Below are 14,260 nucleotides of genomic sequence, written 5' to 3'. Positions count from 1 at the left end.
ATAAATTCGGTATAGAAAATCTTAATTACACGTGTAATTTTTCTTTCCGTGTCAGTAATTCCGCTTCTGTGTCCACATTATCTGGGTCGGGTACGCAACAATCTACCGGACACACTGCCGCACATTGTGGTTCTTCGTGAAAGCCTACACATTCGGTGCATTTATCGCTCACAATATAGGAATAATCATCAGAAACCGGTCGGTTGCGGATAGCTGCATCTAATACTTTGCCTTTTTTTAATGTATAGGCTCCTTTTAGATCTGTGCCGTCTTCTATCGCCCACTCTAAACCTCCCTCATAAATAGCATTATTGGGAAACTCCGGTTCGCAGGCTCCACAATTAATGCACTCTTCGGTTATCATAATAGCCATTGTAATATAAATTAAGATATTTTTGTCGGGTGGTTATAAAAATAAATTTCAGAGATTTAACAATCAGTTGCTTTATATAGTTTTTTAAATATTTTTTTTCTTTTGTTGTATAAAAACTATCCCCTTCAAAATATCTTTGCAAAGATAAAGCAACTTCCTTAAAAAAAGATTTTTTTAATGCTATTAAAAGATAAAATTGCGCTGCTCGCTTGCTGGGGCGATGTTTTGCTGGAGGGTGGCGAGGCACAAGAAAATGCCATACGCACTGCATTTTTTCACAATGCCTGGTTTACGTCCGACAATTGTCGTTTGGCAATTCGCAGCATTGCTTCGCGTTTTCTGAATGCCGAATTTTTGCAACAATGGGCGCAGCACTACCGCTTGGATTTGCACCACGCTCACCCGCCCAAAACTATTGCTCTGGTGATGGCGGGTAATATTCCTTTGGTGGGTTTTCATGATTGGTTGGCAGTGCTGATGAGCGGCAACAAGGCTCTTGTTAAATTGTCTTCAAAAGATGAACACCTGCCGCGTTTTTTATGGCAGCAATTGGCTTTGATTCAGGCTGATTTTGCACAGCAATCTACCGTATTTACCGAGCATATTATCCAAAATTTTGATGCCGTCATTGCCACCGGCAGCAACAATAGTGGTCGTTATTTTGAGCATTATTTTGCCAAATATCCGCATATTATTCGCAAAAACAGGGGAAGCGTGGCAGTATTGACGGGCAAAGAAACCCCGAATGATATAGAACAACTCGGGCAGGATATTTTTACTTATTTTGGTTTGGGCTGTCGCAATGTGTCTAAATTGTTCGTACCCAAGGGCTACGATTTTTCTTATCTTTTAGATCATTTGGAGTCTTTTTCGGAGATGATGCAACATCATAAATATAAAAACAATTATGATTATCTGCGCTCGCTGCTCTTACTCAATCAAACACCGCACTACGCCAGCGATTTTTTGATGCTGATAGAAAACAAAGCCGTAAGCTCACCTTTGAGTTGTGTGCATTTTGAATTTTATGACAGCAACGATGATTTGAGCAACCACCTCATTGAACAGGCGGCTGATATACAAGTCGTTGTAGGAGAAGGGTTTATTCCCTTTGGCAACACACAAAATCCGTCTCTCAGCGATTATGCCGACAAAATAGATACGATGCAGTTTCTATTGCAATTGCATACGCCTTAATTTTCCTGCCCCATTGTCGCATTTATTTTTAGGTTATTCTTTCTACGTCTATGTTTTTTTGAAAATACAATTTTTTGTTGGTAAGGTCAAAAGCGCATAAACGCCCCATTCCTTTGCGCCAATAGGCGTAGCAACCACAATCGATATCCAACACGGGGAGTTCTTTTTGTTGGGCGAGCATAGTTTTTATTTCATCTTTCGTGATGGGAGTATGCCCATGTACAATGCTTTTTTTGCCTAAAAAACCCCTGTCTAAAGTACGATACCATTTTCTTATCCACAACATTGCCTCCAATTGTTCCAAGGCTGCCCCCGATTTAGAAAAATCAAAACCGGCATGCACCAAATAGTAAGTATTTAGTTCAATATAGTATGCCAGAGATTCCAAAAAACGCCAATATAAGGGAGGTATTTCGTATAAATTAAGTACGCCAAAACTGCGCAAAGTAGCTTCGCCGCCGTTTTGTAACCAAATTTGGGCATCTAATAAACTGTTGCGTGCATCTAACATCAATTTTTCGTGGTTGCCCATAATGCAATGCACCGAATAGCCTGCCTGTCGCAATTCAAGAATACAATCTATTACTTGTTTGGAGCCGGGGCCTCTGTCTATATAATCGCCCAAAATATACAACTCGTCTGTAAGTTGCAGTTTTACTTTTTTGTATAGTAAACGTTCAAATGTTTGAATATGTCCGTGTATATCAGAAACAGCAATTTGACGCATAAAAATAAAAAGGTCAAATAAAATAAAATTATTTACTTTGAGTTTTGATTTTTTTTCCTAAAAATACTGTTGATTATGTTATTTTGGTATTTAAAACTTTATTTTTTTTGCTTTTTTAATATCTTACATCTTATAATAATGAAAATCTCTTTTTCTTCCCAACATCAGGTTGCTTTGCACATAGAAGTACGCGGCTTACCCAATAATCAGGGAAAAGTGGCTTTGGAACTCTACAACGAACAACAACAAGTGGTGGCGCAGCGTTGGGGGGATGTTTCCGATAAAAAAAGCTTTTTTGAATTCAACGAGTTGCCGCAGGGTCGTTATGCCGTCCGTTTGTTTCACGATGCCAATAATAATAAAAAATTAGATACCAATTGGTTTGGAATGCCCATTGAAGCCTATGGTTTTTCCAATGATGCCCGCGCACTTACCTCTGCTCCCGCTTTTGAAAAACAACTTTTTGACCTTTTTGAAGCCAAAAATATCAAAATTACGGCACGATGAATAAAAATTTACTTCTATTAAATTCTTTTAATATCTGCTCCCAAAGCACGCAGACGAAGGTCTATTTGTTCATAGCCCCTGTCTATTTGTGATATATTGCTGATGTTGCTTTTTCCTTTGGCACTTAATGCCGCTATCAACAGCGATACCCCCGCCCGAATATCCGGCGACGACATACTGATACCTCGAAGAGCGTAGCGGCGGTTTAAACCATTGACTACGGCACGGTGTGGGTCGCACAGCACAATTTCCGCCCCCATTTCAATCAGCCTGTCCACAAAAAACAAGCGACTTTCAAACATACGCTGATGAATGAGTACGCTGCCGGAGGCTTGTATGGCGGTTACTAAAGCTACGCTGATGAGGTCGGGTGTGAAACGAGGCCAAGTGCCGTCGTTGATAGTAAGGATAGAGCCGTCTATATAGCGTTGTACTTCGTAGTGTTCCTGTGCCGGAATGTGGAGGTCGTCGTTGCGCTTTTCTATGATGATGCCCAATTTGCGAAAAGTGTCGGGAATAATGCCCAACTCATTGTAGGCAACATTTTTAATCGTAATTTCGGAGGCTGTCATTGCCGCCAATCCTATAAAACTCCCCACTTCTATCATATCCGGCAAGCATCTGTGTGAGCAGCCGCTCAATTTTGTAATGCCCTCAATAGAGAGCAAATTAGAGCCTATACCGGAAATTTTTGCGCCCATCGCTATCAGCATTTTACATAATTGCTGAATATAAGGTTCGCAGGCGGCATTGTAAATGGTGGTAGTGCCTTCTGCCAATACCGCCGCCATAATAATATTGGCAGTGCCGGTGACAGAGGCTTCCTCTAAAAGCATGTAAGTACCTTTCAAGCCGGTGGCGGGGGCTTCGATGGAGTAGCTGTTTTCGTGGGCATCGTAGTTGAACTTTGCTCCTAATTTTTCAAAACCCAGCAGGTGTGTGTCAATACGCCGCCGCCCGATTTTATCGCCACCAGGTTTCGGAACAAATGCCCTGCCGAAGCGTCCGAGCAAAGGACCCAAAATGGTGAGCGAGCCGCGAATGGCGCGGGCTTTTTCCAAATACGCCGCCGAAGTGAAATAATCGGACTGTATGGCATCTGCTTGAAACGAAAAAGTATTAGCGGCTAATTGCTCTACCTTTACGCCTATTTCCTCCAACAATGTTATTAAAAAATTAACATCGCGGATATTGGGAATATTGGAAAGAATGATTTTTTCGCTGCTCAACAAAGTGGCACAAATTACTTGCAATGCTTCGTTTTTTGCGCCTTGCGGCTCTATTTCGCCTCTCAAAGGCTTGCCGCCTACAATTTCCAAAGCCGTATTATCCATAAAAAAAATGTGTCGTTGGTGCAAAATAATATACTTTGCTTACTGTTTTTTACGGCGAAAATTGTTATTATTATTATTGTTGTTGCTTTTTTGTGTTCTATTATTATTGCCCGAATTTTTATTTCTGTTGTGTTGTTGCCCTTTGTTATTATTACTTGGGTTATTGTTGGGCAACGCATTATTTATTTTGGCAGTTGGCACTTTGGCATCTGCATCTAAGGTGAGCATACCTTTTGAGAGTTTAAATAAATCTTCTTTTATTGTTTCGTCATTTACTGACTCTTGCGTGCGGGCACTCAAAACCATTTTCATATAACTCGCTATTAGTTCTGTAAATGCTTTTCGCTTTTCGTCATCTTCTTCCATTGTCGCTTTCTTAATCAAAGTTTCTACATTTTTTCCGTAGTGCTTTATCTGTATTTTTTGATGCGGATATGGCAAACGAAGCGGCGATAAAGCCAAAGACTCCTGAGTAGGAACAGTGTAGGGTGAATTGACTTCTAATTTAAAATCAGACATAGCAAACAAGTGATCCCACAACTTATGGCGAAAATCTTCTACATTGCGCAGGTGCGGATTTACTTGCCCCATTATCTCAATAATTTCTTTCACCGCTTGCTCTCGCTTGTGGGTTTCTTCAATGGTAGCAGTAAATTCAATCATTTTTTGCACCAAACGCCCGTATTCTCTGAATTTGAGCGGTTTATTATAATTTTCTACAAACATAATTTTAAATAAAATAAGAAAAAACCTTCATCAATCAATGAAGGCTGTTGAATAAAAGTGTTTTGTTACAGCAGAAAAAGGCTTTGGCAGCCAAATTACTGCTAAAGCCCTTTGGGTTATCTGTGTAATATGATGAGATGTTGCTATGTCTTTGATATATTGTTTTTTTATTGGTAAGTGATGTTGGCAAAGCTGCCTTGTGTCACTGATTGGCTGCCGCCGCCGCTTACGCTGCAAGCAAACGAAAAAGAACCTGCTATTTTTTTAGTGCCGGTATCAAAGGTGGTAAAAGTGACAGAGCCTTCGGAAGCACTGCAAGATTGTGCCGTAGGCGACAAATAAGTAGCCACCATACCATCGCCCACCTGCGCAGAGCCGGTAGTAAAATTACCTGTATAAGTAATGTAGATGCTGCTGCCGTTTTGGGCGGTGCCACTCAGTACCAAAGTGCTGTCATTTTGACGGATAGCGTTGATGGTGGTAGCTGTCCACGTAGCTCCATCTACTTTGGCGGTGAGTTCTTTGGCGGCAGATACGGTGGAGCAGGGCGTACAAGAGCCGCCGCAATCTACTCCTGTTTCGCTGCCGTTCTGCACACCGTCTGTGCAGGTAGGTAATACGATTTGATTTGGATTGCAATTTACCAAACCTACGCATTCCTCACAGGGACCGCAACAGTCAATACCTAATTCGCTTTGATTTTGGATACCATCATCGCAAGTCGGACCTTTTCCGCACGAAGCATTGATAAGCACAGCAAATATTACACTCAATACAAATAAAAAACGCAAGTTCATAAATATTGTTGATTTTTAGGGGAATTTTAAATGATTTACTCTGTAAATACACACAAATTTAGTTCTTTAAAATATAAATGTATAATTTTTACAAAAAACAATTGACAAATTTTGTATTGTGTATCAAAAAGCCGACCATTTTTTTTCAGTATTATTGTGTATAGTGTTCCCATTGGGCAATGAGAGCTTGCATATCGGCGGGCAATTCGCTTTCAAAATGTATGTATTGCCCGCTTGTGGGGTGTATGATGCCCAAAGTGCGGGCGTGCAAGGCTTGGCGTGGGCATATCTGAAGGCATTTTTCTACAAAATGTTTGTATTTGCTGAATACAGTGCCTTTCACGATTTTGTCGCCGCCATAGGATTCGTCGCCGAAAAGCGGGTGTCCGATATGGCTGAAGTGTACGCGGATTTGGTGCGTGCGGCCGGTTTCGAGTTTGCACTCTACTAAGGTTACATAGCCAAAACGCTGCAATACGCGATAGTGTGTAACGGCGGGTTTGCCTTGTTCGCCTTCGGGAAATACGTCCATAATTTTGCGATAACGCAAATTTCTGCCGATGTTGCCTTCTATGGTGCCTTGTTCGGCTTCTAAATTGCCCCATACCAACGCTATATAGCGGCGTTGTGCGCTGCGCTCAAAAAATTGCCGTGCCAAGTGGTTCATCGCTTCTTCGGTGCGTGCCACTACCATCAGTCCGGTGGTGTCTTTATCGATGCGGTGTACCAACCAAGGACGAAACGCCTCCCCCACCCGCTCGGCATCTACACCGTAGCGATGCACTAAGGCATTTACCAAAGTGCCGCGCGGATTGCCGCAGCCCGGGTGCACCACCATACCCGCTTCTTTATTCACAATCACCAAGGCGGTATCTTCGTACATTATATTTAATGGAATATCTTCGGGCAATACTTCGTTTGGCTCTTGCGCATAGGGCATTACGATGGTGATGGTGTCGTAGGGCTTTACGCGGTAGTTGGGTTTTACGGTGTTGCCGTTTACGAGTACCGCGCTGCTTTTTATCGCCACCTGAATACGATGGCGACTCACCCGTTCCAAACGATTAAACAGAAATTTATCAATACGCAGCAGTTCCTGTTTTTTATCTACTACATACCTGAAATGCTCATATAATTCATCGCCGCCTTCCTGCTGCCCGGACAGTTCTATGTCGCTGATTTCTTCTTCGTTATTAAAATTCATATTTTTTTCGCTGCAAAAATAATATTGCTTTGGCTCTGAGATGTTTTTATTGTCGTAAAATGATTATTTTCACCGCAATAATGTAACATTCAACAACGCATTTGTTTCTTTTTAGATTTATTATTTTGTGTTTTTTTAAAAATATCAGTTCCTGTTGCAATAAACTTGTGCATAAATGCGTTGTCTATACCATTAATTTTTTACTTTTATAAGTGTTTTAAAATTTTAATATTCACCAATAATCTGTTTTCAGTGCTATGTTTCAATCTATTTCATCTCAAAGAATAATCGCTGTTTTATGCTGTTGCGCTGTACTTACCTTGAGTTCTTGCAGTGTTTTCAAGCGCGACAAATGTGGCACTTGCCCTAAATTTTCTATGGTAGCACCTGTTGAAATTCAAGATGATTGTGCGCAAGAGGGATAATTACTGAACATTTGCTCCTCTCTTTGTCTTTGGTGCACTCAGCATAAAAGGCGGTTTTTCGGATATATTTTTCCTAAAAAACCGCCTTTTTATATCTTCCTTTCGGCGGCTACAATAAGCCTCTGCCGCTTTGCAAAATGCTGATGATGATAATAGCCAACGCCGAGCCGCTGAATATTGCCAAACGACGAAAACGACTGTTGCTGTCGGTCATTTTTTTGATGCTGATGCGGGCAATGGTGTAAATAATTACTGCCAGCAACATCATCGTCAGGTGCTCTACCGACCAATAGCGCAAATTGGCATCTTTCATCGCTGCACCGCTCAACTGCACGTTGGGACTTACAAAGTACAAAACAATGCCGAGCAAGGTTTGAATGTGCAAAGCGATAAGTGTCCAAAGCGATAATTTGTCGTCTATGGTTTCAAATTTATTGCCCGAAAGCCAGCCCAACAATGCTTTTACAAAAATTATTATCAGCAATGCCAATGCTATATAACGAAAATAAGAATGAAAATGAAGCAGTCCGGTGTACATACGCAAGAATAAAAAGTTTTTATTAAAAAATGATAATAAGAAAAACAAAGGTAAAAACTCCTGATAAAGTGCTTCTGTTTTGTGTATAAAAAATAGATTTTTACTTATAATATTATTTTATAAATAAAAAAGTCAATCTATATTTTTTTATTATAAATAGTTAATTATCAATATTTTATATTTTATATTGTTTGTTTTTAAATAAAAGTCAATGTTATAAAAAAATATTTTTCATACATAATGGCAAACATTTGAAATATTTTTCAACTTTAAAATTTGTCTCCTCGCAAGAGGTAGTATTACTATTTGGAGTACAATATCATTTATTTTTTTCATAATATTCATACATGGAATTAAAAAACAGAGTCGCTATTATTACAGGTGGCGCACGCGGTATCGGTAAAGCTACAGCTTTGAGCTTTGCCAAAGAAGGAGCAGCAGTTGCTATTTGGGACTTGAACGAAACCGCCGGACAAGCCGTGGTACAGGAAATTATACAGCAGGGCGGCAAGGCTATGTTTGTGCAAGTGAATACTTCGGATTTGGCTGCCGTAGAAGTTGCTGCCCAACAAGTGGCACAAACTCTCGGTCGTATTGATATTTTGGTGAATAATGCCGGAATTACCCGCGATGCCACCCTCAAAAAAATGAGCAGTGAGCAGTGGCAGCAAGTGATTGACGTGAACCTGACCGGCGTATTTAACTGCACCAAAGCCGTAGTGCCTTATATGGAACAAAATGCCTTCGGACGCATTATCAATGCTTCTTCGGTGGTAGCCTTATACGGTAATTTCGGGCAAAGCAACTATGCCGCTACCAAAGCCGGCGTAATTGCTATGACGCAGGTGTGGGCACGCGAACTGGGGCGCAAAGGCATTACCGTAAATGCGGTAGCTCCAGGTTTTATCGCTACCGAACTCATCAAAACCATTCCTGAAAAAATTGTAAATTCCCTCACCGAACGCACGCCACTCGGACGCTTGGGCACACCCGAAGACATCGCTAATGCTTATGTGTATTTGGCTTCCGACAAAGCCTCTTTCATTACCGGCACTGTAATCAGTGTAGATGGAGGTATTACGATTTAAGAAAAAATTCTTTATTTAAAAAAATAAAACCCTTGATAATCAATGTATTATCAAGGGTTTTTTATATTATTCAACAACTATATATACTATGTTGATATAGTTTTGTTTATGGCTGTACTACAAAAATAGGTTTTACGGACAAAGGTGCGTGGTCGCCGATTATTTGCAGCCAATACATACCACTCGCACCCGCCGGCAAAGGAATACTTATCTGACGATTTTGTATATCGCCTGCATCTTCGCTCCATATTACTTGCCCCAAATTGTTCATCAAACGCAATTGGATATGCTGTGCTTTTGCAAAAGACATATCTACCGTTACGCGCTCTTTGGCGGGATTCGGGAAAATACTCACCCGTTTGTCGTTTTCGTGCAAAATATCTTCTACATCGGTGAGGTTCGGACACTCCCACCCCCAGTATTCTTCGCCTAATTGATAGCCTACGGTAAATTGATGATAAATGTTTTTACCAAAATCCGGCTCAAAAGTTATATAATATTGATTGGTGGTATTGGGCTTGCGCAAACGGGCATACCCCGCTCCGTCTTCAGGAAAATACCAAAATTCCAAACCGTCCTCATCGCTGTCGTTAAATTCCAGCACATAGCAGCCGTCATTTAATACAAAAGTTTCTTCGTAGGCTTTATTGGCTTGCAGCGGTGTAGCACTTTGATACAATACCGTTCCACTGTGGTCTTTTAAAGAATAGCTGTTTTCCTGTGGCTCATTGTTGGTTTTAAAATTGAACACAAGCCCGCTTTCGTATTGTGGAGGCAATGAAAAAGACGACTCCATATAATTGTTGGCAGTGTAGGGGTCGTTGGTATAATCGGGTTCGCTGACACGGGCAAAAAATACCGGATTGGCAGGATTGAGGTTAGTCCAGTTGAACAAAGGCAAAGTAACATCGGCAGAAGCCATCGGCGGCAGCACACCTTCCCAGCGATAGTAACAGGGCAAAGTGAGTGCCAGCGACTTGATGCCGTATTCTACCAACACACTGCGGAGCGTATCGCGTCCGGTGTTTTGAATACGAATGACGGGTTGCCCACAAATGGGGTTTTTGCGCTGATGGATTTGTTTCTTGCTCGGAGTAATAATGTCTTCAATAGCTACATCTTTTACAAAGTTAGCCGCACCATAAGAAATCAATTGTGTTTCTATTACATAATTTCCCTGCGGCTGATAAGGTGTTGCCGCCTGCATATCGTAATCAAAAGTATTTATTTCGCCCGCATTTACCAAATGGCTTACGTTGTGTTCGAAGGTTTGCACCACATCGCCCGGACACCAGCCGCCTCTGTCAAATATCCAAGTGCCGCCCTGCGGATACAAAGGATTGTCGGCGCACTCTTTCCATACTTGCCATTGAAACTGCGGCGTGGGTGCATTGACACTTAAATAATGGGTTTTTTCGCAAAATTCACCACAACCGCTCGGCGATGGAAAATCGTAACCGGTGGTGCGGGTAATTACTTTAAATGCTTCAAAATTTTCGGGTACTTTGAAACTTACCGGCTCGCATTTTTTTTCACTTGATATATCGGAATACAGAAAATTGCCACTCCACAGATTTTTGATACCCAGCACCGGACGCGGCGGCGTGCCTTTGATAAATAAAAATTTCAAATCCAACAATTCTTGTGCATTGCCTGATGAAAGACGCACTTTATTGCGCAAAATAGGTGCATAATCGGTGACATCATATACCCACGAAAAGCCCGCTCCTAAATCTAAATTGATGCCGTAAGGTGTGATGTAGCGTCCGATTTCGTAGCGCACCACCGGACTGTAATAGGTTTTGTCCTGACGGCTAATACTTTGTTGCGGAGCAATGGCAACAGAGTCGGTTTTGTTGCCGTTTTGGTCGTAAATATAAGAATAGCCCGCTTTCCATACATACAAAGTGTCGGTGGGTAATTTGGGGTGATTGGGTGCGTCATCTTCTATTTTAAAACCATCGGGATTATTGAATAATACCAATACATCATATTCATTTTGAATGGTGTCTGTAACACTGATACTTTGAACTTGGGCGGCTTCTTCGCTGCGATAAAAGGTGATGAGTGGGCGTAAGTTGCTATTGCTTGCCAAATGATTAATCTCTGCGGCTTGCCATTTTTTCCATTGGGGTTTTAATTTTAAATATCCTTTGAGGTTGTTGGCATTGCTATTGACGGCAACACCGCCGCCTTCATCTAAACCAAAATCGGCTCTCAGGTCGCTGTAATTGGGGTGCGAAGCATCTATTTTTTTGTTTTTCCAATCGGCAATCGCAGTAGCACTGAGGGCAGTGTTCCACACGCGCACTTCGTCTATTTTTCCTTTTAAATAAGAATTGTCCCAACGCGCCAGCCAAAAATCCTGTGCTCCGGTATTGATATTGTATGTTTTTTGTCCGGCTAAATTGCCATCGTAATATACTAATGTTTGTGTGCCGTTATATACTACAGCGTAGTGATGCCAGTTGTTGAGGCTGTTGGCTAAGGTGACATTAAAATCGGGTGCGCCCCATTGTTGCATACGCCACAGGTTGTTGGTGGTCATAGTGCGCAACGAAAAATCCTGCCCCACCGAACCGGTAATACCCGCCTGAAAAATACCCGCATCGTTGAAGGCTTCGGCGCGTGCCCACATTTCTATGGTGCGCGGTGCATTGCCGCTGATTTGCGCCGCTGCTCCCAGATTTACATATTTTCCGCTACCGTCAAATTCCAAATATGTACCACTGTTGCTCGCCCATACCTGATTGGAAGGGGTAGTTTCCCACATCAATACGGGTTCGGGTGCGGCTGCATCACGATAAAATGAAATATCCAACAGAATATCCGAAGCACCGTCCCATAGAAAAGGCTCTTTAAAATACAGCGTAGCTGTTCCGCTGTTCAAAGTGCTGTGTTGTTGATATACGGTGCTGAAAGATTCGTTTTCTAAAAATGTATTTTCTAAATTGTTGAGCGTGTTGGCTAATCGCAGCTGCAAGTTTTTGAGGGTACTTCCTTGTTGCACTTCAAAACTCAAAGCATCTATTTCGCCCGCACTCAAACCGCTTTGCCATAGTTCGTCGGCAGTCCATTTGTACTGATGGCGTACAGCGTTGCCACTGACGGCGGCGGCAGATGATGTGCCGGAACTCAAAGAAAAATTTTGAAAAACGGCGTTGGGTGAATATGTTGCAACCTGCTGCATCTGCTGATAATAGGAAAAAGTGGGTGACGCTGTGTAGGCGTATTCGTCCACGGCATTGTCATTGACTAAAAAATTGGGTATTACATAGCGCGTAGAGTCCCAAACACCACTGCTGTCGGTAACGTAGGTGTAGGTAAGATAATCCCACTCGCCGCAGGGGTAGTTGTCCTGATTGGTAGCAGCATCGCATTTGAGGGTTTGTACCATAAGAATACGCTGATAACTTTCCGAGCCATCAGGAAAATCGAATACACCGCTATAAGTACTCCAAGCCGGCGGATTAGGGGTTTGAAAAGTAAATGTTTGTACTACTGTTGTATCTCCGCTTTGTGCCACGAGCAGATTCCAAGTACAACAGATAAATAGTAAGTAAAAAATATAATGTTTCATTGAATATAATGTATGTTTTTTAAAATTATAAAAATATACTGTCAATGGAGCAATGCAATAGCACCTGAATTTTCAGGCTTGTAAGGTATATATTTTTTATTAAATTTTCACTAAATATGATATATCTGTTTCTATGTAAGGGCTTTTCTACACACTATTGTCAGAAACGCTTTTTATTCTTTATTTTTTAAAATATTTTAAAAATATTTTATATTTTATGTACAAAAAATATCATTAATCAATTATTAATAAATAATTTATAAATAAAAATAACAATAAAATAAGGTACAAATACATAAAAAAATTCTTGTAACAACAATAAAAACAGAGCACCTTTGTAAGGTCAAATCAGGCATATCATGTCATAAAGATTATTGATCGCTATTTTTACACACAACTGTCCTATATAGAGTTGTTAGTTAGCCTTAACTTTGTCTTTTATTTTTACAAAATTATTTTAATTTTTTTATATGAATTTAAAATTACTGATTATTCGATGTTGTTGGGTGCTGCTGCTTTACTGCTTTCCGCTGATAAATTATGCTCAAACGGATTGTGTATGTGCAGAAATATATGCACCTGTTTGTGCTGCCGGCGTTACTTATGGCAATGCCTGCGAAGCTGAGTGCAACGGCGTTTTTGATTATGTTGATGGAGTCTGTGATGCAGTCGTGGATAGTATTAATATTGGTGGTGTTGATATACCCCCTTTTGACTCCATTTTTATAGGTGTTCCCGATACTCTTTTTTATACCACCACCGGTGGCGGAGACAGTATCATTTTTATTCCGGTCGTTGATGTTTCGTCTGCCGATGACAGTATTACTACAGCTACCTGCCAAGTATGCGATGTGAGTGATCCTATCGCCGAATTGGGTTGGCTTGCTGCTTTTACTGCTCAGGAATGTGTGGCTGCCATTGATGCGATCATTCAAAATGATGGCAGTTATTATTTTTATATCAATAACAGCAATTGCCCTGCTACCACCTCTTATGTGTATGACTGCAATGGCAATCAAATTTGTGCCTTTAGCGATGATATTTTGCACAATAATGATGGCGAAGCGGTTTGTAAATATTTTTGGGATAATATCTCTTGCCAAACTACTATCTGGACTCCTCCTGCTGTTGAGCCTTGCGCTTGTCCGGCTGTTTATGATCCCGTTTGTGCTAATGGCATCACTTATGGCAATGCCTGCGAAGCCGAATGTGCAGGCGTATTTAGCTATGTAGCTGGCAGTTGCCCTATTCCGCCGCCTTTTGTTGCCACTTGCGATTCCGCCGTCAATCCTTTGGATTTCCCTTGGTTGCAAAATGTCATCAATACATCGCCTTGTGTGCAGGAAGTTCATCAGGCAGATTATCAAGGAAATACGATTTATTATATCGTCAGTGGCAGCGGCAATTTTTGCCCCATTGATTATCCTAATATGATCATTTATGATTGCGAAGGCAACGAATTATGTGCTCTCGGCGGTTATCCGATGTATCCGCCTGTTATTAATCCTTATTGCGATGGGTTTATCGCCGAAAAACCAATGATGTATTGTTGTGGAGCAATTCTAATCCTTGTTTTTGCACAGATTTTTACGCCCCTGTTTGTGCCAATGGTGTCACCTACAACAATGCTTGCGAAGCTCAGTGTGTAGGTGTATTTGACTATATTTTTGGTGCTTGCAATACAGAAAGTAATTGTTTAGATTTGGCAGGTTTGGATTTTGGTGTTTGCGATATGGCTTTGGGCGTGGCTTATGTCGGCGGTCA

Annotated in this window: 12 protein-coding genes; 4 read left to right on the top strand and 8 right to left on the bottom strand. The window is 41.2% G+C overall.

Annotated features, from left to right (window positions below; all coding sequences use genetic code 11):
• Positions 1-25: 25 nt before the first annotated feature.
• A complete protein-coding gene (locus tag IPL35_12080; GenBank protein MBK8444099.1) occupies positions 26-373 on the bottom strand; it encodes a ferredoxin in 348 nt (115 codons plus the stop codon).
• Between the two features lie 177 nt (positions 374-550).
• Here IPL35_12080 and IPL35_12075 point away from each other — a divergent pair, with 177 nt between their 5' ends.
• Entirely contained in the window at positions 551-1,570 is a 1,020-nt protein-coding gene (locus tag IPL35_12075; protein MBK8444098.1) for an acyl-CoA reductase, read from the top strand.
• Between the two features lie 28 nt (positions 1,571-1,598).
• On the opposite strand, the gene IPL35_12070 is transcribed toward IPL35_12075, so the two are convergent.
• The gene (locus IPL35_12070; protein MBK8444097.1) at positions 1,599-2,297 is read right to left on the bottom strand and encodes a serine/threonine protein phosphatase; all 699 of its coding nucleotides are present in this window, start codon (positions 2,295-2,297) and stop codon (positions 1,599-1,601) included.
• A gap of 138 nt (positions 2,298-2,435) precedes the next feature.
• Between IPL35_12070 and IPL35_12065 the strand changes: the two genes are divergently transcribed.
• Complete coding sequence (locus IPL35_12065; protein MBK8444096.1) at positions 2,436-2,804, top strand: DUF2141 domain-containing protein; 369 nt, start codon at positions 2,436-2,438, stop codon at positions 2,802-2,804.
• A gap of 17 nt (positions 2,805-2,821) precedes the next feature.
• Here the strand turns inward: IPL35_12065 and murA are convergent, their stop codons facing one another.
• The 5 genes from murA to IPL35_12040 all read right to left on the bottom strand — a co-directional run bounded on the left by murA (position 2,822) and on the right by IPL35_12040 (position 7,828).
• On the bottom strand, positions 2,822-4,138 hold the full coding sequence (murA, locus tag IPL35_12060) for a UDP-N-acetylglucosamine 1-carboxyvinyltransferase (protein MBK8444095.1): 1,317 nt from the start codon (positions 4,136-4,138) through the stop codon (positions 2,822-2,824).
• A gap of 39 nt (positions 4,139-4,177) precedes the next feature.
• Positions 4,178-4,864 carry a DUF4290 domain-containing protein gene (locus tag IPL35_12055; GenBank protein ID MBK8444094.1) on the bottom strand — a complete coding sequence of 229 codons (687 nt, stop codon included), beginning with the start codon at positions 4,862-4,864 and terminating at the stop codon, positions 4,178-4,180.
• A 167-nt stretch (positions 4,865-5,031) separates the two neighbouring features.
• Positions 5,032-5,661 carry a hypothetical protein gene (locus tag IPL35_12050; GenBank protein ID MBK8444093.1) on the bottom strand — a complete coding sequence of 210 codons (630 nt, stop codon included), beginning with the start codon at positions 5,659-5,661 and terminating at the stop codon, positions 5,032-5,034.
• 151 nt (positions 5,662-5,812) lie between these two features.
• A complete protein-coding gene (locus IPL35_12045; GenBank protein MBK8444092.1) occupies positions 5,813-6,865 on the bottom strand; it encodes an RluA family pseudouridine synthase in 1,053 nt (350 codons plus the stop codon).
• Positions 6,866-7,399: 534 nt separating this feature from the next.
• A complete protein-coding gene (locus tag IPL35_12040; GenBank protein ID MBK8444091.1) occupies positions 7,400-7,828 on the bottom strand; it encodes a cytochrome B in 429 nt (142 codons plus the stop codon).
• A 347-nt stretch (positions 7,829-8,175) separates the two neighbouring features.
• Here IPL35_12040 and fabG point away from each other — a divergent pair, with 347 nt between their 5' ends.
• Positions 8,176-8,916, top strand: a complete 741-nt coding sequence (fabG, locus tag IPL35_12035; protein MBK8444090.1) for a 3-oxoacyl-[acyl-carrier-protein] reductase — start codon at positions 8,176-8,178, stop codon at positions 8,914-8,916.
• 106 nt (positions 8,917-9,022) lie between these two features.
• On the opposite strand, the gene IPL35_12030 is transcribed toward fabG, so the two are convergent.
• The gene (locus IPL35_12030; GenBank protein MBK8444089.1) at positions 9,023-12,496 is read right to left on the bottom strand and encodes a T9SS type A sorting domain-containing protein; all 3,474 of its coding nucleotides are present in this window, start codon (positions 12,494-12,496) and stop codon (positions 9,023-9,025) included.
• Between the two features lie 470 nt (positions 12,497-12,966).
• Here IPL35_12030 and IPL35_12025 point away from each other — a divergent pair, with 470 nt between their 5' ends.
• The gene (locus IPL35_12025; protein ID MBK8444088.1) at positions 12,967-14,145 is read left to right on the top strand and encodes a hypothetical protein; all 1,179 of its coding nucleotides are present in this window, start codon (positions 12,967-12,969) and stop codon (positions 14,143-14,145) included.
• Positions 14,146-14,260: the final 115 nt, after the last annotated feature.

The organism is Sphingobacteriales bacterium, from assembly GCA_016711285.1.
GTDB lineage: Bacteria > Bacteroidota > Bacteroidia > Chitinophagales > UBA2359 > JADJTG01.
This window is presented reverse-complemented; position numbering and strand designations above follow the sequence as displayed.